Annotated in this window: 19 protein-coding genes and 1 tRNA gene; 11 read left to right on the top strand and 9 right to left on the bottom strand. The window is 42.3% G+C overall.

Going from position 1 to position 21,617, the window contains the following annotated elements; genetic code table 11:
• Positions 1–171: 171 nt before the first annotated feature.
• From ABYU67_RS06000 to ABYU67_RS06025, 6 genes are all read right to left on the bottom strand, one after another.
• Positions 172–807 (bottom strand): trimeric intracellular cation channel family protein, encoded by a 636-nt coding sequence (locus ABYU67_RS06000; RefSeq protein WP_372844097.1) that lies wholly within the window; start codon positions 805–807, stop codon positions 172–174.
• Positions 808–835: 28 nt separating this feature from the next.
• Positions 836–1,996 (bottom strand): multidrug resistance efflux transporter family protein, encoded by a 1,161-nt coding sequence (locus ABYU67_RS06005; protein WP_372844098.1) that lies wholly within the window; start codon positions 1,994–1,996, stop codon positions 836–838.
• A 59-nt stretch (positions 1,997–2,055) separates the two neighbouring features.
• The gene (gene queE, locus ABYU67_RS06010) at positions 2,056–2,790 is read right to left on the bottom strand and encodes a 7-carboxy-7-deazaguanine synthase QueE (RefSeq protein WP_372844099.1); all 735 of its coding nucleotides are present in this window, start codon (positions 2,788–2,790) and stop codon (positions 2,056–2,058) included.
• A gap of 232 nt (positions 2,791–3,022) precedes the next feature.
• Positions 3,023–3,844 (bottom strand): 2,3,4,5-tetrahydropyridine-2,6-dicarboxylate N-succinyltransferase, encoded by an 822-nt coding sequence (gene dapD, locus ABYU67_RS06015; RefSeq protein WP_372844100.1) that lies wholly within the window; start codon positions 3,842–3,844, stop codon positions 3,023–3,025.
• A gap of 111 nt (positions 3,845–3,955) precedes the next feature.
• Positions 3,956–4,888, bottom strand: coding sequence for a lysophospholipase (locus ABYU67_RS06020; protein ID WP_372844101.1), 933 nt, complete (start codon positions 4,886–4,888; stop codon positions 3,956–3,958).
• 275 nt (positions 4,889–5,163) lie between these two features.
• Positions 5,164–5,239: transfer RNA gene (locus tag ABYU67_RS06025), tRNA-Asn, on the bottom strand.
• A gap of 395 nt (positions 5,240–5,634) precedes the next feature.
• On the opposite strand from ABYU67_RS06025, the gene ABYU67_RS06030 reads away from it, so the two are divergent.
• The 8 genes from ABYU67_RS06030 (at position 5,635) to ABYU67_RS06065 (ending at position 13,925) form a co-directional block, all read left to right on the top strand.
• Positions 5,635–6,372 carry an SDR family NAD(P)-dependent oxidoreductase gene (locus ABYU67_RS06030; protein WP_372844102.1) on the top strand — a complete coding sequence of 246 codons (738 nt, stop codon included), beginning with the start codon at positions 5,635–5,637 and terminating at the stop codon, positions 6,370–6,372.
• Between the two features lie 50 nt (positions 6,373–6,422).
• On the top strand, positions 6,423–8,144 hold the full coding sequence (locus tag ABYU67_RS06035; RefSeq protein ID WP_372844103.1) for an NAD(P)/FAD-dependent oxidoreductase: 1,722 nt from the start codon (positions 6,423–6,425) through the stop codon (positions 8,142–8,144).
• 36 nt (positions 8,145–8,180) lie between these two features.
• Positions 8,181–9,221 (top strand): DUF1365 domain-containing protein, encoded by a 1,041-nt coding sequence (locus ABYU67_RS06040; protein ID WP_372844104.1) that lies wholly within the window; start codon positions 8,181–8,183, stop codon positions 9,219–9,221.
• Positions 9,222–9,294: 73 nt separating this feature from the next.
• On the top strand, positions 9,295–10,656 hold the full coding sequence (locus tag ABYU67_RS06045) for a class I SAM-dependent methyltransferase (protein ID WP_372844105.1): 1,362 nt from the start codon (positions 9,295–9,297) through the stop codon (positions 10,654–10,656).
• Between the two features lie 36 nt (positions 10,657–10,692).
• A complete protein-coding gene (locus ABYU67_RS06050; protein WP_372844106.1) occupies positions 10,693–11,103 on the top strand; it encodes a DUF2177 family protein in 411 nt (136 codons plus the stop codon).
• Positions 11,104–11,199: 96 nt separating this feature from the next.
• The gene (locus tag ABYU67_RS06055; RefSeq protein ID WP_372844107.1) at positions 11,200–11,736 is read left to right on the top strand and encodes an acyl-CoA thioesterase; all 537 of its coding nucleotides are present in this window, start codon (positions 11,200–11,202) and stop codon (positions 11,734–11,736) included.
• A gap of 321 nt (positions 11,737–12,057) precedes the next feature.
• Positions 12,058–13,155 (top strand): cation diffusion facilitator family transporter, encoded by a 1,098-nt coding sequence (locus ABYU67_RS06060; protein WP_372844108.1) that lies wholly within the window; start codon positions 12,058–12,060, stop codon positions 13,153–13,155.
• A 41-nt stretch (positions 13,156–13,196) separates the two neighbouring features.
• Positions 13,197–13,925, top strand: coding sequence for a DUF2059 domain-containing protein (locus tag ABYU67_RS06065; protein ID WP_372844109.1), 729 nt, complete (start codon positions 13,197–13,199; stop codon positions 13,923–13,925).
• Positions 13,926–14,014: 89 nt separating this feature from the next.
• On the opposite strand, the gene dps is transcribed toward ABYU67_RS06065, so the two are convergent.
• A complete protein-coding gene (gene dps, locus ABYU67_RS06070; RefSeq protein WP_372844110.1) occupies positions 14,015–14,518 on the bottom strand; it encodes a DNA starvation/stationary phase protection protein Dps in 504 nt (167 codons plus the stop codon).
• Between the two features lie 534 nt (positions 14,519–15,052).
• Between dps and uvrB the strand changes: the two genes are divergently transcribed.
• The 3 genes from uvrB to ABYU67_RS06085 all read left to right on the top strand — a co-directional run bounded on the left by uvrB (position 15,053) and on the right by ABYU67_RS06085 (position 19,036).
• Positions 15,053–17,164 carry an excinuclease ABC subunit UvrB gene (gene uvrB / locus ABYU67_RS06075; protein WP_372844111.1) on the top strand — a complete coding sequence of 704 codons (2,112 nt, stop codon included), beginning with the start codon at positions 15,053–15,055 and terminating at the stop codon, positions 17,162–17,164.
• 220 nt (positions 17,165–17,384) lie between these two features.
• The gene (locus ABYU67_RS06080; protein ID WP_372844112.1) at positions 17,385–18,440 is read left to right on the top strand and encodes a histidinol-phosphate transaminase; all 1,056 of its coding nucleotides are present in this window, start codon (positions 17,385–17,387) and stop codon (positions 18,438–18,440) included.
• 218 nt (positions 18,441–18,658) lie between these two features.
• Positions 18,659–19,036: a hypothetical protein gene (locus ABYU67_RS06085; protein ID WP_372844113.1), complete on the top strand. Its 378-nt coding sequence runs from the start codon at positions 18,659–18,661 to the stop codon at positions 19,034–19,036.
• Positions 19,037–19,164: 128 nt separating this feature from the next.
• On the opposite strand, the gene ABYU67_RS06090 is transcribed toward ABYU67_RS06085, so the two are convergent.
• Both ABYU67_RS06090 and ABYU67_RS06095 read right to left on the bottom strand, forming a co-directional pair.
• Positions 19,165–20,829, bottom strand: coding sequence for an alkaline phosphatase (locus tag ABYU67_RS06090; RefSeq protein WP_372844114.1), 1,665 nt, complete (start codon positions 20,827–20,829; stop codon positions 19,165–19,167).
• Between the two features lie 201 nt (positions 20,830–21,030).
• Entirely contained in the window at positions 21,031–21,417 is a 387-nt protein-coding gene (locus tag ABYU67_RS06095) for a hypothetical protein (protein ID WP_372844115.1), read from the bottom strand.
• Between the last annotated feature and the right edge of the window lie 200 nt (positions 21,418–21,617).

Here is a 21,617-nt window from a genome sequence, read left to right on the forward strand (position 1 = left end):
CAGTTAATCAGTTAATCAGTTAATCAGTTAATCAGTTAATCAGTTAATCAGTTAATCAGTTAATCAGTTAATCAGTTAATCAGTTAATCAGTTAATCAGTTAATCAGTTAATCAGTTAATCAGTTAATCAGTTAATTAGTTAATTAGTTAATTAGTTAATTAGTTAATTAGTTAATCGACTAAACGAATAGAAGGCAAGTGCCAATCAAACTTCAATGCCAGCATACGCACTGCAAAGATGATAAACAGCATTGTAAATTCGTTTATGGTCGCGTCTAGCCCCAAGTAGTCGAGCGCCAAATACGCCAATGAGCCTACAATACTGGCAGTAATATAAATCTCACGCTGTAGGACGAGTGGAATCTCATTGCAAATGATATCACGCAATAGGCCACCGATAATGGCTGTCCAGACGGCCATCATAATGGCGATTATCGGCGCTACCTCTTGCGCTAATGCCACTTTAAAACCAATCACACTAAAGGCAGCTAAACCAATCGCATCAAAGAACTTCAGCGCGTTATCAATCTTATGATACAGATGAAAAAATATTTGTAAGATAAGAGAGGTGACAGTAATGACAATCACGTAATTGAGATCTGTCATCCAAAATAGCGGATGTCGATCAAGTGCCATATCACGTAGCGTACCGCCGCCGATAGCATTGACGAGTGCGACTAATATACAGCCTGCAATATCAAAGCCTTTATGCTGCGCAAGTAATGTACCAGCGATAGCGCAGGCGATAATGCCCACCATATCTAACATATACAGCAGGATATCTGGGAAAATAAAGTTGTTTATCATCGCTGTATTTAAGCCTTGTATTTAAGCTTTAGCCATCTTTTGCAAATAATATCAGCCCTAAAATGATAAGCGCAATACCCACCAAGCCTAGTGTAGAAGGAAGGGCATTATTTAATAATAGCATGCCGCCGATCAAAGCAAATATCACCTCACTAGCTTGGGTAGAATCTACGCCTGCCACCTCACTTGAGGTCACTGCCTGCTCACGCGCATATAAAAATATGCTCGTCGCTGCAACCCCTGCGAGTACTGCCACCAACAGGGTATTGAAGACCTGTGTGGTCGCCGGTTGCTCAGGACGTATGATTAAACCCAATAGTAGCCAAAACGGCAAGCTACCGAGGGTCATTAGCCAGACCTTATTAAAGGCATTTTGTAATAAGGTGGTTTCAATAGCCGGAATACGGGCGATAAGGTCTTGCAAACGTGATGCCGCCTGTCTATCGACAGGTAGGATAGGAGCTTCGGTAACGATGCGCTGGCTATGCATATCAATGCCACCATCAATATGAGTAGTAGCGTCGTTTGATTGAAGATTATTTAATTGAAGGTTATGTGATTGAAGATCGTTTAACTGAAGGTTGTCACGAGCCCGTTGCTGCTCAGCGCTATGTTTGCGCGAATTGTGCGACACTTGCCACACCAGCTGATTGCCAATTGGATAACTGAATGCTGCAATCAGCGCCGGCAGCGCACCATAGAGCAGCATATCAGCCATCGGGACGGTGTCAGCAAGGGTAGAGGCATGCAAGCCTTCACTGACGTTGACCATCACCACGCCAATAAAGACCAGTAGTGCATAGATAATAAATTTCTTATCAAATCGTTGCCCAAATGCCACCAGTACCAATAAGCTTGTCACCACCGTAAACATAAAGGTTGCCGCAACTACCCAGCCGGCAACGTGGTCGCCAGCATAGCAAATACCGGTATAAAATATACCAAAGCCAATACTGCCGGTGATACACCAAAATCGCCAATGCTGAAGAAATATGGCGCTCAATTCTTTAATGCGTCCAAAACCATGCTGCATCACGATCATAACAGTGATGATTAGCCACATAAATAAATAGCGTAGACTTGCTGACCAAAACCAGTGACCACCGGCACTACTCATCATCTCATTTAATATAAAGGTAGAACTAAAAAATGCCCCTGCTAATAAGCCTAATAAAATGAGTTTGACCATACCTATCCCTTTATTCCTTGGCTTGTTATGTCTCTAAGTGTCCATTTAGATTTTAAGTGCTATTTACCTTTGGCATCTGCCCAAATAATTTTGTGCAGTTGCAATTGAAAACGTACGGGCAGGGCGTCGTCTAATATCCATTCGGCAAGCTCACGTGCAAGCACTGGCACATCTGGGCTATCATCGTTTGCCGTGTCTTCCTGTGCCACATTAAACATCGGTGAAAACCATACAGTACCGACCAATTTATCGAGCTTATATTCGATAAGTTTGGCTTTTGCCCAGTCGTAATCGGTGCGATTCATAATGACAAACTTGATTTGGTCGTGTTGGGTGAGGTAGTCGAGATTTGACCAAAGATTCTTATCGACCTCACCTGAGCTTGGGGTTTTTAAATCCATCACCTTGCTGACCGCGGGCGGGACGTTTTCGACCGTCAATGCGCCTGCCGTTTCAAGAGAAATCTCATAACCATCGTTTAGCAAGCGTTTCATCAACTCAATCGCATTTGGCTGAGCTAAAGGCTCGCCCCCAGTCAAGCAAATACGCTTGCAAGGGAAGCTTGCGATGGTTGTCATAATCGTCTCAAGCGACTGACGCTCACCGCCACTAAAGGCGTATTCGGTATCGCAATAGACACAGCGTAGCGGGCAGCCGGTTAAGCGCACAAATATCGTTGGCAGTCCTGAAGTCAGTGCCTCACCTTGCAAGGAATAAAAAATCTCTGTCAAACGTAAGCCCGCTTCAGGGTCGGTGACAGGAATAGCGGCGGTGCGTAAAGATAACTCACTCATAATATTTCAAATACAGTTAGGATGTGATTATGCTATTGAGCACATATCAGATAAAAAAGGTTGAAGAATCTGTCTTGTGCTAGAAGTTTTAGTATCCAGATAAGACCAAGATTATAACGTAAAGTTTGCTACTAAGCTGCTCTCTAACAACAAAAAAAGATGCTGGAGCACAAAGCTTCAGCATCTTTTTTATTTAACACAACTTAATACGATAACAGTTGCAATTAATTATTTACGCTAAACGTAATAACTCATTTACCGAGGTTTTAGCACGGGTTTGCGCATCGACTTTTTTTACGATGATAGCAGCATATAGGCTATGCGTACCATCTTCAGACGGCAAGCTGCCTGGTACAACGACTGAGCCAGCTGGCACGCGACCACGATGAATCTCGCCTGTTTCGCGATCATAAATACGGGTCGACTGACCGATATAGACACCCATAGAGATAACGGCGCCTTCTTCTACGATAACGCCTTCAACGATTTCAGAGCGCGCCCCGATAAAGCAGTTGTCTTCGATGATAGTAGGATTTGCTTGTAATGGCTCTAATACACCGCCAATACCAACGCCGCCTGACAGATGGACGTTTTTACCGATTTGAGCACATGAACCAACAGTCGCCCAAGTATCTACCATCGCGCCTTTGTCGACATAAGCACCGATATTGACATAAGATGGCATTAATACCGCACCTGGTGCAATGAATGAGCCTTTACGCGCAACGGCTGGTGGTACAACACGTACGCCCGCTTCTTTAAACTGCGCTTCTGTCCAATCGGCAAATTTGGTTGGTACCTTGTCATAAAACTGTACATGCTCGCCTGCTGCTTGCACGTAGTTGTCATTTAAGCGAAACGATAGCAAGACGGCTTTTTTTGCCCACTGATTGACGACCCATTCGCCATCCTTTTTTTCTGCAACGCGTAAAGTACCGTTATCTAGCTGCTCAAGCACTTGATTGATGGCATCACGGACATCTTGTGGCATGGTTGCTGGGCTATAGTCGTTGCGGTTTTCAAAAGCTTGTTCGATGGTTTGTTGTAATGACATAAACATTCCTAAAATTGATGAAGGTAAATAATAAACGTGCCGTATTGTCGCTAATTTGGCAACTTTTAGCAAACGTGATAGACGGTATGATAAGTTTGGGGTGTTATGGGCTTAGGTATTGCTATTTATCCAGCCTAAGATGTCTTGGTAAACCTGCTCCTTATCTTGCTCATGTAACGGCTCATGGCGTATATGAGGATAGAGCTGCACAGACACATGATCAAAATGTTGTCTGTCTAAGCGATTGGCAATGCGACGAATACCGCGACCCATATCACCGATCGGGTCATTCTCTCCGCTGATTAATAACATCGGAAAATCTTTGGCAATTGTCATCGCCCAGTTTTTACGCAAGCCTGCATCCATCAGTGTAAAGAGGGTCATAAAGCCATTATTGGTAAAGTCAAAACCTGTCAAAGGATCGGCTTCATAGGCTTCGACAGCGGCAGGGTCTTCGCTTAACCATGCAAACTTTGATGAAGAAATACGATTGTTAAGCTTGCTATTGAGTACCTTACTCATCACATTTGCAAAAAGGCTGTTTGGCTTTTTAGGCGCCGCTTTTGTCAGTAACTTATTGACTGGTAATAACACTTTGGTCAATGGATTGGCATCCGCTGTACCCATTAAAATAGCACCAGTAAAGTTGCGCGCATGGTGCTTTAGAACGTTACGGACGATAAACGAGCCCATAGAATGACCCATAATAAAATGTGGCACATTCGGATGACGCGCTTTTAAGCTGTCTGCCATGATGATGACATCTTTTAACAATGTCTGCACAGGATGCTCTTCACCAAAAAACCCCAAGTCTTTGGCGGACTTGACGGTTTTGCCATGGCCAAGCTGATCATAAGTGGCGACCGCAATACCCTGATCGGCTAAAAATTGCGCAAAGTCTGCATAACGTCCGCTGTGCTCTGCCATCCCGTGTACAATCAATAAGGTTGCGCTAATGGCAGTCTCGCTCTTACTCGGCTCAAAAAAGGTATGATGCAGGTAATGGGTATTGTCAGAGGAGGTTATTTGTTCATTATTACTCATAAAAATCCAGTCCTTGAATGGTTAAGGGTATGATGGGATAGATTATATATTTTCTTGGACTTTATTATAGGGAGAAGTTATTGCGATAACCAAATTAATTGCAAGAGTTGGCAACCTGAGTCTGTTATGTGGTTGTCAAATACCCTTATTGTTTAGTCATTTAGACGATTATTACAAAGGTATCAGCCATAAAAAAACCCCCATCAAAGTGATGAGGGTCTTGGCAAATGCCATAATCGAATCAAAAATGATTCAAAAAATTTACTACTAAAATATGGCTCTCCAACCTGGGCTCGAACCAGGGACACACGGATTAACAGTCCGTTGCTCTACCAACTGAGCTATTGGAGAATGAGCTGTAAGTGTTTAATCGCTTACAACGAGCTTAGTAAGTCTCTAATGAGTTCTTGCTAAGTGGGGCGTATTCTAGCAAAGATAAAAAATAGGTCAAGCTTTTTTTTCATATTTTTATACATTAAAAATATTAGCGCTATTGTAAAGAGTATTGTTGAGTCATTCGCATTCTATCTTTGATACGACTCTGTTTGCGAAGTAACAACAAATAAAGCGATGTGCTTGTACTATAATTATTTAGATTTTATAAATAAAAGACTGATTTGGTTAATAAAATAACGTTAATGAAATGACCTGAATAATCGTTGTAAGGCTGCTAAGCGCTTGTAACGTAGCGATTTATTAAATCCACATGGAAAATAAGGCAATAAACGATAAAAAGGATATTTGCGATGACAGACACTGTTAAAAAACTCCATATTGTGATTACGGGTGCGACTTCTGGGATTGGTTATCAGCTGGCAAAAGACTATCTGCAAGAGGGACATTATGTCTATGCCGTTGGTCGCGATAAGGACGCATTGTCTGAGCTTCAAGATTTAGGAGCAGAGACGATTGAGCTTGATTTGATGGATCGCGAGCAGGTATTAACAGCCTTTGACAAAATTAGGGAGATTGATTTAGCAATTTTGGGCGCGGGCATGTGTGAGTATTTAGAGATGCCAAACTTTGACAGTGCAGTGTTTATGAAAGTGCTATCAGTCAATATTGGAACATTATCGCATGCCATCGAAGGCGTGCTGCCAAAGCTGATTACTGCAAAAGGACGCTTAGTTGGTATTGGTTCAGCATCAGCTTATGTACCCTTTGCTCGTGCAGAAGCTTATGGCAGCTCAAAAGCAGCTATTCACTACTTAATGAAAACTTTGCAGATTAGCCTTGCACCGCAAGGTGTCGCGGTGAGTTTGGTGGTGCCCGGATTTGTAGAGACGCCGATGACCAGGCAAAACGACTTTGCGATGCCGTTTTTACAAACCCCTAAGCAGGCAAGTCACGCAATTCGTGACGGTATTGCAAGCGGTCATGAGGTGATTGAATTTCCCAAAAAACTGACTTTACCATTAAAAGTATTAGGGACATTACCTGATATGGTTTGGCAACAGGTCAGTGCAACAATCAATAAAAAATAGCCGATTTGATGTTTTTGAGACTGTATACATAAAATAATTAGGGATACTTTATGCCTTTTTTGCGCCGTAAATCTAAGCAATTATTTAAGCAACTATCTAAGCAAATAGAAGGCGTTATTAGCGATACAAGCCATCATGCAAATGCTGACAAGAAGGCTCCTGCTAAGAAGCGTATCGCTATTATTGGCTCAGGGGTATCAGGATTAACTTGTGCTCATTATTTGGCAGCGCAATATGACGTTACCGTATTTGAAGCCAGTGATTATATCGGTGGGCACGTAAATACCATCGATGTGACGCTACAAGACGGTAAAAAGTCCAAGTCCAATAAAGTTGAAAAAAGTGCCATAGATACTGGATTTATTGTCTTTAATGAGCGCACTTATCCTAACTTTTTTCGCCTGCTTTATGAGCTGCAAGTGCCATTTCAAGCAACGGATATGAGTTTTTCTGTTAAAAATACGGCACGACGTTTTGAATATAATGGTCATACGCTCAATACCTTGTTATCACAGCGCAAAAATATCTTGAACCCCAAGTTTTGGGGATTTATGAATGATATTTTGCAGTTTAATAAACAGGTGCGTCAGCTGCGCCAAGATTATGCTAACGCGCGTGAGCAAGGGCAGGATATTGATATTTTTACCAAACAAACGCTAGGTGAGTATCTAAATAGTAAAAAGTACGGCGACTTATTCACGGACAACTATTTATTGCCGATGGTGTCTGCTATTTGGTCGACCAGTATGTGCGACGTCCAAGATTTCCCTTTGGTGTTTTTTGCTCGATTCTTTGATAACCATGGTTTGCTTGAGGTAGTCAATCGTCCGCAGTGGTTTACGATAAAAGGCGGCTCCAAGCAGTATGTCAATAAGCTGGTCAAACGTTTTGTGAAAGCAGGTGGCAGTATTCGTGTGAACAGCCCCGTGCAGTCCGTTATTCGCAAAGATGACAAGGTGATATTAGACGTTGTAGATAAAACCGCTGGTAAAGCGCAGGTGATGGTATTTGATGAGGTTATCTTTGCCTGTCATGCAGATACAGCGCTCAAAATATTACAAGATGCCAATCCTAGCGAGCAAGAAGTGTTGAGTCATTTTATCTTTACGGATAATACCGCCGTTTTGCATACCGATAGCTCAGTCTTGCCCAAAAAGCTGCTCACATGGGCAAGCTGGAATTATTTAATTGATGATAAAAATGCTATTAAAAAAAATAAAGAGTCGCTGCAAACTGCCACAAAGCCAGTATTAACCTATCATATGAATATTTTGCAGCGCTTGACCAAGCAGCACAATTATTTAGTCACCCTCAATCATGAGGTAGACGAGAGCCACGTGATCAAGCGTATCAACTATAGCCATCCGGTATTTAATAACCAGATGATAGCCGCGCAAGGGCAGTGGTCAAGTATCTCTAATAGCGATTCTCACACCCATTTTTGTGGTGCTTATTGGTTCAACGGCTTTCATGAAGACGGCGTAAGAAGCGCACTACGTGTCTGTCAGGTATTGGGATGTGACATCGATATTAAGGACAGCGTTGACCCAAGTCATTTGCCTGATGCTGACAGTGCCCATACGCCGTTTCGCTATAAAGACTTGCCGATAAAGGCAGACAAACAATTACGCAAACTTAAAAAACGTCAGCTGGTTACTGCGACGACCAACCAAGAATTGGTGCAATATATTGCAACATTGGAGCCTACGGCGAAAGCGTTTAAAAAGAAGAAACTGGGGTTCTTTGCTGCTCGTAAACATAAGCATCTGTAGCGTTTGATATAGCGTTATTAATTGAGGGTGGTCAGTATGGCAAAAGCAGAACAGCCTAACAATATCAGCGCAGAGCCTCCATTTTTAGATGTTACTCAGCGCCTACCGCACCAAATATTTCACGGCACAACATGGCACAGCCGCTTGCTACCAAGTATGCATAAATTTACTTACCCTTATCGTTATTGGGGCGTCAATATTAGCGCATTGGCAGCAGGGCAAGCTTTACCAGAAGTCGCTATCAGACCATTTAGCGGCAATACGTTCCTAAAAAAATTGCCATTTAATCAACCGTGGCTATTTTCTGCCACCAAAAAAGCCTTGCAACAGTTTTATCCTAAAGATTATTTACAAGGGCTAAGCGCCCAAGACAAAGATAGATTAGGTAAAAGCAAAGGTGCTGATAAGAAAGAAGAGTATTTAACAGAGGTTAAAGCACTTAAGCGACGTTTAATCCGAGCATTTATAGAAAAGACGGGTAGTGCGCCAACAGGCGATATGATGGGTATGGTTATTTGCCGTAATGCGGGACTATATTTTAGCCCAGTAAATTTTTATCTGGGTTTTGATACAGAGCAAAAACCCAGCCATCTGTTGGCAGAAGTATCCAATACACCATGGGACAAACGCCATTATTATGGGTTTCTGCTAGATGGGATACATACTGAGTTTTGTCATGATAAAGATTTTCACGTCTCGCCTTTTAATCCGATTGATCAGCGATATCAGTGGCAAGTAACGGTTACAAGGTCAATAAGAAATACTGACATTAGTAAAGTAAAAAGTGAGACGGAAAATAATTCTGAACAATATTTAGATGTTCGTATTGTGATTCATATCAGCGACAGGCGCGGCGAGGTATTAAAAACAGGCATAAAAATGTCTGGCGTACCAATGACGGCGGCAACGATTGCGGCGAGCATACGCAAAAACCCACTGATGAATATGACCTCTGTCCTGCGTATTTATGGACAGGCTTTTAAGCTTTATGCCATTAAAAAAGTACCTTATATCAATTACGATGAGAGATTAGCAGGTAGCAAGCAGAATAATGGCAATAATAAGCATGAGCATTAGTTGTGATGTCAAAGCTTTAAGGGTTTCACGTAGCGCTCTTACTATTGGATATTTATACAAGGATGAATAAAAGATGTCAGCACGACTTGCCAGTAAAGCAGCCACGTCAACACTAGAGAAATTCACTGCTCACATCAGTCAAACGATTAATGACAGTGCTATTTTGCAGCCCGTCAGTCATAGCATCAATTATCTGGCGCGAAAAGCCATATTTCGCGCTTTGACCCATATTCAATTTGGCAGTATGACTATCATTGAGGATTTTATTGGACAGGCGTCTAAGCCGCATCATTTTGGCAAAGCCTCTTCTGACAACATAAGCAGCTCAGCTATTGGTCGTCACCCATTGAGTGTGACGCTGACCATTCATGATAGCAGCGTCTATCGTCAGTTATTATTTGGCGGCTCTATTGCGCTAGCGGACAGCTATATTAATGGCGAATGGGATACAGATGATTTGACGGCTTTGATTCGATTAGCTGCGCGTAATTTGGCAGTGCTCAATCAGTTAGAAAATCGTTTTGCGGTTATTAGTAAGACTTTTGAGCGCGCCAATCATAAGCTGCGCAGCAATGATCAGTCGGGCTCAAAATCCAATATTTTAGCGCATTACGACTTGGGTAATGATATGTACCAGCGTTTTTTGGACGATACGATGATGTACTCATCAGCAGTCTATAAAAATGATAACGCAACGTTGGCTGAAGCGCAGCAGCACAAATTGGCACTGATTTGTGAGCGCCTACAACTAAAGCCTGAAGATACTGTAATAGAGATTGGGACGGGTTGGGGCGGTTTTGCGATTTATGCAGCAACGCATTATGGTTGTCATATAACGACGACTACTATATCCGATGCGCAATATGAAGAGGCACAGCGCCGTGTCAAAGCGGCTGGGCTGACTGATAAAGTCACGCTATTAAAGCAAGATTATCGCGAGCTTAGCGGACAGTATGACAAATTGGTCAGTATCGAGATGATTGAGGCGGTCGGACACGAGTACCTGCCGACGTTTTTTGCCAAATGTAATAGCCTCTTGAAACCAACGGGCTTGATGGTATTACAGGCCATTACCTTTAATGATCAAAATTATCAAAGCTATATAAAGTCAGTCGATTTTATTCAGACCCACATTTTCCCCGGTGGTTGTTTATTGTCTAATCAAGAGCTGACCACGCAGTTTATTGAGCAGACCGATATGGTCATCAAGCAGCTGCATGATTATGGCTTTGATTATGCGTATACACTGCGAGATTGGCGCGGCGCATTTATGACGCAGCGTGAGGAGATAAAAGCGCTCGGTTATGATGAGGCGTTTATTCGCCTATGGGAGTTTTATTTCTGCTACTGTGAAGGTGGGTTTTTGGAGCGAACCATTGGAGTCGTGCAAGTCACCGCCGTTAAGCCGAATAACATTGATACCTGGCATTCATAGGTTGCATCGTAGTCCCTATTATAAAAGGATCTTATTATGGGTTATATTTATATCTATCTTGCTTCTTTGGTCATATTTTTGGGCATTGATGCGGTTTGGCTAAAGACCATGACCGGTCTATTTTATGAAAAGCGTATCGGACATCTGCTTGCTGAGCAGCCTAATATGATGGCTGCTGGCGTGTTTTATCTGTTTTATCTGCTGGCACTATGTATCATCATTTTATACCCACAAATCAGATCAAATGCGCCGCTACACCATATTTTCTTATTGGGCGCTTTGATAGGACTGATGGCTTATGGAACGTATGATTTTACTAGCCTAGCGTTATACAAAGGTTTTACTATGGACACCGCTTTGGTTGATTTTGCTTGGGGCGGTCTTTTGACGGGTTCAGTAAGTGCTATCGTGGCTTGGCTTGCTTATCGTTTTCATTGGTTAAGCTAGTCTATGAGCTAAAGTAAATGGATGATATTTGCGCTGTGGCACTGGCTGCTGTATAAATACTCCTTTAAATAGATTTTACACCCGTTAAGGAACATTATGACGCAATATAACACCAGCTCTACCGCCAAAACAGTGCCATTAAACCATGAGCTGTATATGTCAGTGCTTATGACGCCAGATATGGCCAATTTTATTGGCAATGTCCATGGTGGGGATTTGCTCAAGATGCTGGATCAGGTCGCTTATGCCTGTGCCAGTCGCTATAGCGGTAGTTATGTGGTGACGCTGTCAGTCGATCAAGTGATGTTCCGAGAGCCTATTCATGTCGGTGAGCTGGTAACGTTTGCAGCCAGTGTCAATTATGTCGGCAAAACCTCAATGGAGGTCGGTATTCGGGTAGAGGCAGAAGATGTACGCGCTCGTACCGTTCGCCATACCAACAGCTGCTACTTTACCATGGTGGCGATTGATGAAAATCGTAAGCCGACGCTCGTTCCCAAGCTTGAGATTAAAGATGCTTTGCAGCAATGCCGCTTTGACGCAGGGTTAGAGCGCAAAAAACTGCGTATGGCAGGCTCGCAACGTATCAGCTGTGACATCAGTAAATCAAATAATAAAGTAGCAAGCACATAATCTGCCCATGAGTGCAGACAATAAACATACTCTCACTAAAACATTACTGATAAAAACAAGTTTTTTGCCTACAGTAAATGGAATGTAATTAATAGGTCAGCCAATGTCTGTATCTAACTATAGTGAATTCAGTATTAAAACGATACAGCAGGACTGGGATAAATTTTACGCAGCCTCTGTCGGCGTAGGCACAGCAAGCCAGAAAAATTTATACCAGTTCCGCGTTACAGTATGGCGTATCTATTTTATTTGGAATCGACTATATTCTGGATATAGTCAGGCTAATTTTGTACCTTAGAGCGTCCATTTACTGAGACTCAAATGAGTGTAAAGCCACCAGAATCAAATCCAAACGATAAGCCGTCGCCGCGCGCTAATATGAGCGGCATTGGTCGCGCCCGCGCTCAAAACTCCTTTACTACGTCAAATAAAGCCGATTCTGCCTACGCTAAATCTGAGCCAAGCTATAATGACAAAAAATCAAGCTCATTAATAACGGTGTTGATTGCAGTCGGTGCCAATCTTATCATTGCGATTGCCAAAACAGTCGCAGCCTTTATGACAGGTTCTGCTTCTATGATAGCGGAGTCAGCGCACTCTTGGGCAGACGCGGGCAATGGCACTTTGTTAATTGTTGCAGAGAAAAAGTCGATCAAGCCTGCGGATAAAAGCCACCCACTTGGTTATGGTAAAGAGTCATACGTTTGGTCGATGATTGCCGCATTTGGCGTCTTTATGGCAGGGTCGGTAGTGTCTATTTATACCGGCATTACCGAGTGGAACGCACCTGAGACTGAGACTAACTATACCATCGGTTTTATTATCTTGGCAGTGGCCTTTGTGCTCGAGGGTTTTTCTCTAGTACAAGCCTATTTGCAGAGTAAAAAACAAGGTGAAGCGATCAATGTCAGTGCCATAGGGTATGTTATTGATACCTCCAATCCAACCTTGCGCGGAGTATTTTTCGAAGATTTAGCGGCAGTCATCGGTCTGCTGGTAGCGGCAGCGGCGATGGCTATGCACGCTTATACGGGTGAGCCATTTTGGGATGCACTAGGGTCTATCATCGTTGGTATATTGCTTGCAGCGGTAGCCTTGTTTTTAATCAGCCGTAATCGTGATTTTTTGGTAGGACATAGAGTCTCAGAAAAGATGCACGATTATGTTTTAGCACAGCTCCTTAAGCACCCAGATATCGATAGCGTTTCTTATTTGCATTTAGAATGGGTCGGCCCTAAAAAAATATTTATGGTTGCGGCAGTCGATATTACTGGTAATCAAAAAGAGCAAGAAATTGCCCATAAATTTGAAAAGATAGAAAATCAGTTTCGTAGTCAGGCATTATTTCAAGAAGCGATTTTAACCTTGTCAGTGCCCAATGCTGAGATTTTACGCTTGCCTGAGCCTCAAGATCCGTAATGTATAATAATCATGATTTATAATAATAATGAGAATATGATATGAAAAATCCTTTAAAAACTCTCTCCAAGACATCCAATTGTCGTACACAAATAGTATCGCCTTTACTGGCATTAGTCGTAGGGACACTGATGTCAGGTACGGCTGTACAAGCTAACGCAGAATTAATCGTACACAGTGACGCTGATAAAATTCAGCAATCAAAGCCAGCCAAATCGGTGGCTTATGGCGTTAATGGCACTGACAGCACTGACAGCACCGATAGGATGGATAACGTAAAAAATGTCAGTCATACTTTGCCTACTGATATCTCGATTATTAAGCTCATGCAGGTCATGCATATTGATGAGCAAATACAGTCTATCGTCGCTGGCAAGCAAGCTGCTATCGATGCGGTTAATGCGCAAACACAGAATCAGCAGATGACTGATAAGCCGTTGGATAAACGTCAACGTGAGCTACAAAATCAGATTCAAAGTGTCTTAGGTCAATATGCCAAGATCATGACCAATGGGGTAGGTAAGACAGCAGACATGCAAACCTTAACGCAAGCGTATATCAGTGCTGCTAAGACTTACTACACACAAGCAGAGGTCGATGCCCAAATCAAATTTTATGATACAGCCGTTGGTCAAAGTATCTTAGCCAAACAGCCACAAATTACTGCTGCATTCTTAAAGCAGTCTTTACCTGATGATACCAGTGCGACCGAAGCACAATTAGACGAGCTATTACCGCAGATGAAGCAAATTATAAAAGGTATTTTATAGAGTATGAAAACCATTAAGCATAAAAAAGGTCACCCAGTTGGTGACCTTTTTTTATTCAACAAATACATTAAGCAGATGCGGTAACGCTTTTACTTCTTATTCTTAGTCGTCTCTTTTTTTGGAGCATTTGCACCGATGAACCAAGCATCTTTATCGACAATACGGCTTACTTCTGTCAACAGATCAGCTGTATCTTCATCGCCTGCATCACCCGCAGTATCGATTCCTTCACGTAGTGATGCTGCAATAGTTTTATAGCGATTAGTCAGTTCACGAACGTGCTCGTCAACATCAGTAATATCAGTAGGGTAAGTCTCTAAGATAGAGTCTTCAACGACACGTTTAGAGATACCATTGGCTTTACCGCCAAGGATAACAATACGCTCAGCAACCGTATCATAAGCTTCAGTTAGGCGCTCATAAGTGTCATCCAATAACTGGTGGACACCGATAAAGCCCGTACCTTGAAGATTCCAATGACACTGCTTACTATCCATACTCAAATCAATCAAGTTCGCTAGATTTGAATTCAACAGATCGATCATTTTTTTGGCAGTTGCGTCATCTATACCACTTGCGTAACGTTCTCTCATGTTTTGCTCCATTATTTTATTTTAATAAATTTAATTTTTACTTGGTATCTCGGTGTCAACAGCACGTTAAGCATCTATACATCACATACTATTTATCAGCTTTTATTTATCAATGTGCTGCTGAATGCTGCTAACCACTTATAAATTCATTATCGATAATACCAGCTTAAATACTAGATGGAAGCCCAACATTTAGTCTTTATACGAGGGTCGTGTAATGAGTTTGTTAATCATGAAAACCTTTGTAAAGTTAGCCGCCGCTCTGTGCGTTTTCTATAAAGAAAAACTGTTTGTATTGCAGTCAGTACCTTAGGAGTACTCAGACTAAAGCTGCTGTTTTGGACGTTATTCACTTGTTTATACGAAGTTGACTCGATCCTTTACTTTGGCTTTTAGATAGTATGACCATTGAAGGATAAACCCAGACATTATCCTTTAAAAACTGTGGTTTACCCCCATATTGTTATGAACCTTAGCTCTTATATTTTTTTATAACCTTTTATAACTTTTTATAAATACCAGGAAGACAACCATATGCGAATGCCTGAACCGCGCTCGTCGCGTCAGTTAAACCAATTGGCCACTCAGCTGCAAGGCGAAGCTGAAATTAGTGGTGTCAACGCGTCTGGGACACAAATATCAAGTCGTGCTTTTGAGATGGTTACGGAGTTTGAGCCAGCAGGCGATCAGCCGCAAGCGATCGAAAAACTGGTCAAGGGTATCAATGCTGGCATGGATGAGCAGCTGTTACTTGGGGTGACGGGGTCGGGTAAGACCTATACTATGGCAAAGGTTATCTCTGAGACCCAGCGCCCAACCATTATCATGGCGCATAATAAAACCCTTGCGGCGCAGTTATATGGTGAGTTTAAATCGTTTTTCCCCAATAATGCGGTTGAGTATTTTGTCAGCTATTACGATTACTATCAGCCAGAAGCCTATGTGGCGGCAAGTGATACCTTTATCGAAAAAGACAGTGCCATCAATGATCACATTGATCAGATGCGTCTATCAGCGACGCGTGCGCTGCTTGAGCGCCGCGATGCAATTATCGTAGCCTCGGTATCCTGTATTTATGGTTTGGGTGACCCAGAAAGCTATCTAAAAATGCTCTTGCATGTCGTCGTTGGCGACAAGATAGACCGAACCGCAACGATTAAGCGTTTGGTTGAGATGCAATATACCCGTAACGAGCTCGATTTTGGGCGTGGTACCTATCGCTTGCGCGGTGAGCTTTTGGATATCTATCCTGCGGAATCTGAGCAGTTAGCGGTGCGGGTGCACTTGTTTGACAATGAAGTGGAAAAAATCACGTGGTTCGACCCTTTAACCGGTAAAACGGTGCGCAGCGTGCCGCGTATTACTATTTATCCAAAATCCCATTATGTGACGCCGCGTAATAAGTTAGAGGCTGCTAGTCATACCATTCGCGCTGAGCTTGAGCCGCGTCTTGAGTATTTCCGAGAAAACAATAAGCTGATAGAAGCGCAGCGTTTAAAAGAGCGTACCCAGTATGACCTTGAGATGATTCAACAGCTCGGCTACTGTAACGGTATCGAAAACTACTCGCAGCATCTCTCTGGTCGCCCATCAGGGGAAGCGCCGCCGACGCTGTTTGATTATATTCCAGAGGATGCACTGTTATTCCTCGATGAATCACATGTGACGGTCTCGCAGATTGGCGCGATGTATAAAGGCGATAGATCCCGTAAAGAGAACTTGGTTAATTATGGTTTTCGTTTGCCAAGTGCGATGAATAACCGCCCGATGAAGTTTGAAGAGTGGGAGCGTATCAAGCCTAAAACGATTTACGTTAGTGCCACGCCTGCATTATATGAGCTTGAGCACAGCGAGCAGGTAGTCGAGCAAGTCGTGCGCCCAACGGGGCTGATTGATCCTGAGATTGAGATTCGTCCTGTATTGACGCAGGTCGATGATGTGCTCTCTGAGATTACCAAACGCCGCGAAAAAGATGAGCGCGTTTTGATTACCACCTTGACCAAGCGTATGTCAGAGGATTTGACCAGTTATCTAAAAGAATACGATGTCAAAGTTGCCTATCTGCACTCGGATATCGATACCGTTGAGCGTATGCAAATTATTCATGAGCTACGTACAGGCGTACATGATGTGTTAGTCGGCATTAACCTGTTGCGTGAAGGCTTAGATATGCCTGAGGTGTCATTGGTGGCGATATTTGATGCCGACAAAGAAGGTTTTTTACGTTCTGAGCGCTCATTGATTCAGACCATTGGTCGTGCCGCGCGTCATATCAATGGTAAAGCAATTCTCTATGCTGATCGCATTACCAACAGTATGCAAAAGGCGATAGATGAGACGGATCGTCGCCGTGAAAAGCAGATTGCCTTTAACCTTGAGCATAATATCACGCCAAAGGGCGCGCGCCGTAGTATCACCGATAAAATCGATACCGGTGATGATTTGAACGCCAATGACAATCAAGCGATTCCGGTTAAGAGTAATTTACCTGATGTCGATATCAGTATTTTACGGAGCCCTGATTTATTGGCGAAAGAGATTAATCGCCTTGAGAAGCTGATGAAGCAGATGTCGCGTGATTTGAAGTTTGAAGATGCAGCAAAAACGCGTGATAAAGTATTGGAGTTAAAAGCGCATTTGATTTAGAAGTTTAGGTGTAGAATGTAAAAACAGTAGGGCGGGTTAACTGATGGTTAACTCGCCTTTTTTTGCCTTTCTTGTGACCAAAATAATCTCACTTTTATTCAAAGGAATTAATAACCAATAATTGGCTATAACAAAACTTGTTTTTATACCAAATGCCACTTAATATGATAGCTCTGAGCAGTAAATATCTTATAACAACGGACGTTGAGGCATATAATCCATGATGCAAAATAACAAATACTTAGAATTAAATGCAAATGAAAACTCATTAGGTATGTCAGATTCTGCCAAACAAGCCATTACAGACTCTTTAGGTGCTGGCTTTCGTTATCCTGACAATCCACGCGCGGCACTCATTAGTAAAATTGCTACGATCCATGGTGTGGCAGAAAACCAAATCTCACTAGGCAATGGCTCAACTGAAAATATTCGAGCGACCTTGCAAATGCTGCAATATAAAGCATTAAAAGAGGGCAGGCAGTTTCAAATGGTGATCCCTGTGCCAACATTTGATTGTGCAGAGATGTATGCAGATGCCATCGGTGTGCCCGTCGTCAAGATACCGCTAACCGCTGAAAACTATGATTATGATTTTGAAGGACTAAAAAAAGCAGCTGACGAGTTTGATGGTATCAGCTTATTTTATATTTGCAATCCGAACAACCCAACTGGCATCATTACATCAACGTCAAAGCTTAAAACTTGGATAAGTCATGCACCAGACAACCATTATTTTTTATTAGATCAAGCGTACTTGGAGTATGTGTCAGATTCAAGTTTTGAGAGTGGTATTGAGTGGGTAAAACAAGGCTTATCAGACAATCTAATTGTGATCCATACTTTCTCAAAATTATGTGCCTTGGCTGGTATGCGAGTAGGCTACGCGATTTCCAATCCGCAAGCTATCGAGACTGTCGAAGCATTTATGTCTATGGACAATACCAACTTGTCAGGTGCAGTCGCTGCTATCGCGACATTGAATGATGCAGAGTTTTTAGCGCTCAGCTTACGCAATACCAATCAATCGCGGCAGATGATAGAGACAGTACTAGACGAACTTGGACTGCGTTATCTACCCTCACAGACCAATTTTATTTTTCATGAAATAAAAGGGGATTTGAAAACCTATATCGCGAGAATGCGCGACCATGGCATCAAGGTTGGTCGTGAGTTTCCACCGGTTACAGGTTTCAATCGCTTGACACTTGGCACGCCTGAGGAGATGGCAGTATTTATTGAAGTACTAAAGCTGTTTCGTGAAAATGACTGGATATGAGTGAGATAAATCCTATGAATTAACCAACCTCAAACGCAGTTTTACATATCCCATCTTAAAAAATACCGTCTTATCTTATAAGGTTGATCTGCTAAGCACACTCTTTTAGGTCACTATTTTTTAGTTTACTGTCTTTTAAAGCGATAGATAAATATTGAATAATAGCTAATCTTAGGTGTGCTAACGTAAATTATAATTATAAGGTTAAAGATATATTTATGTTTGATATCAAATCATTTTTTAAACGAGAAGTAGAAAAAAAGCTCATCAATTTAGACGATTACATTGTGATGCCTGAGCGAATAGAGGTGGCGCTAGAAGGTGGGGTATTAAATTGTGTACTTAATAGCGATGGCCGAGTGGATATATTTTATACCAAGGATGGGGTGACAGAAGTCAGTTCTGCACCGCGTAAGCATCCTTTTACTGAGTTTGAGACCGAGTTATATCATGGGATATATGATGATGTTATTCATGATTTGATAAAAGAGGTGAATAAGATACTAGCACGCCGGTCAAAATATTTTCGCCAGAATAAGACATCGCAACCTACAGCGTCTCTCATGTCTCAGCCATATACAACAAGTAAGTTATAAGCTGGTCTAAATTATTGTCATTTTGGAAAAAATAAAAAATCAGTAATGAAAAGGGCGCATTATTTAAATAATGCGCCTTTTTCTTACCTGTTATGTTGATATTAAATTGAAATAACTAGCACTGCTGCTTACTTTTTTGTAGCAACTGCTTTATCTTTGGCAGCTAATGCAGATGTTTTCGTAATAGGGATAGATTGTGTGCCTTCCACTAGATGATTGGTGTTGGTTTGTGTGACCAAGCCTTTTGCAAAACGGGTACTGTCATCACGTGTTTTTAAAGTATTGGTAAAATACCATTCACACTGAAAAGCCTGTTCATTAATATCAAGTAGCATATAACCATGATCAGTCTGGTTATTGAATTTTTGATGCGGATTGGCTTCTGGTCCGGCGTTTTTTTCAGGAAATGCCAGTGAAGTCAGAGCAGGGCAAACGAACTCGACGGCAATTGAGCCTTCTCCCGTATTAGGATTATAACTGCTCGCATCAAAAGGGTTTTTACAGATATCGAATGCGAATGAAGCATGATAATCACCCGTGAGTACCACCGTATTGTCAATCTTATTGTTTTCAATAAAGTCCAATAAACGGCTGCGAGCGCTAGCGTAACCATTCCATATGTCACTAGAGTTGGTAGCGGATGAGCCTTTAAAGGGCGCTAGAATCACTTGCTGCCCCAATATCTGCCATGTTGCTCTCCGACGTTTGCCCTGCAACATATTGAGATACAGCCAGTTTTCTTGTTCAAAACCCAATAGCTGGCGTGCAGGCTCATTACTGGCAGCCGCATCAAGTTTTTCACGCCCAAAAATGCGGGTATCGAGCATATTTAAATCAAACAGCTTGCCAAACTCAAAGCGTCTATAGATACGCAGTTGGCTATCCAACTCATTGCTCTTATCGTCTCTAATGGGCATCCATTCATGATACGCACGAACGGCAGACATTTTACGTTCTATAAAACTGCCTTTGCTGTCATTATGGAATCTAGCGCCACTTTTCCATGAATTATCTGCTATTTCATGATCGTCCCAAACGACGATAAATGGATGTTGGCGATGGCATTCTTGCAAATCGATATCAGTACGGTAACAGGCGTAGCGGCGGCGATAATCCTCTAAGCTGATGATTTCATTTTTAGGTTCTAAGGGGCGCTCTGCGGTTAAGGAAGGGTCACGATAAAACCCTTCTGCATACTCATAAATATAATCACCTAAATGCAGGACGGCTGAGATATCAGCTTGTTTTGCAATGTTTGCATAGCCATTAAAATAGCCAAAGCCATAGTTTGAGCAAGATACCACCGCTAAGCGTACACGATCAACCTCGCTCGCTGGCAGGTCTGGATGCGGTATGGTGCGCGTACGACCGATAGGAGAGAGATAGCCCAATGCTTCAAAGCCGTAATAATAAGTGGTATTAGGTTGAAGAGAGTTAGGATCGACTTTGACCGTAAAGTCTGCTGCTAAAGTCGCTAATGCTCTACCTTCTACAACGATGTTTTTTAGCTCGGGATCTGTGGCAACCTTATAGCCGACTGGAATACTTGTGGCGGTAATGCTGCCATCGTTGGTAACTCGCGTCCACAATATGACTCTATCTTGTAAAGGGTCACCGCTTGCGATGCCATGTATAAAGGGCGAGGCACCTTGATAACCCAAATCATCTACGGTATCCAGCTGATCTGGTTTCTTATTGTCATTGTCATCTGATGAGCAGGCGCTTAGCTGAGTGAGCAAAGTCCCTGCTACTGTCACCTGACCGCCTAGTTTTATAAATGCACGTCTTTTCATCTGTCATCCTTAATCTCAATTAAAAATAAATCCCATTTATTTTTGGTAGCTGGCTACGTATGGAGATACGAAAATTTATCAATATGGTCGCTATTATAAAATTTAGCCTACTATTGTTTATAATCTATACGAATAGGCTGAGTTAAGCAATCGCTAACCCAGCCTAATTATTGATAATGACAGATATGATTAATAAATGAGTTATTTGACGATACTGGAGTAACAGCTCTGCAATGATTTTGCGACAACTCTAGCCACTAATTGCACGCGGTACTGTGGGTCTAACGCTGCATTACCCAATTCAACGATGCTGACTTGTTGCGGTGCTTGCTCACTAACGCAGCCACAAACTCTGCCTTTTACCGCTTCTTCTTGTGCATCAGTCATCGCGACACTGGCGATACGCCACGCGTTTTGCTGTTCGATCTGACTGCGACATTGATTGTCGATCGCCGCTTTAAAAACGCTCATACCGATTTCATTGGCAGTGCCCATTGCTGTTCCTGCATTGGTATTGCCGCCCGTTGAGGCACAGCCCGCTAACGCAAATGTTGCTAGTAGTACTGTTGATGCGAATAATTTTTTCATCAGATATCCTTTCAGATTGGTCGGTATTATAAGGGGGCATACTTAATATTTTATATCGTACCGAGCAGGTATACGAAAGCTTATAACCTGCTGTTTGCTATTTATACCTTGTCATACTTGCATGATCAGTACGATCATCAGCACACATAGAAAGTCATCTTACTAGAACTCAATATTGATGACAAAGGAAATATAATCAC

The sequence above is a fragment of the Psychrobacter sp. genome, assembly GCF_041554015.1.
Lineage (GTDB): Bacteria > Pseudomonadota > Gammaproteobacteria > Pseudomonadales > Moraxellaceae > Psychrobacter.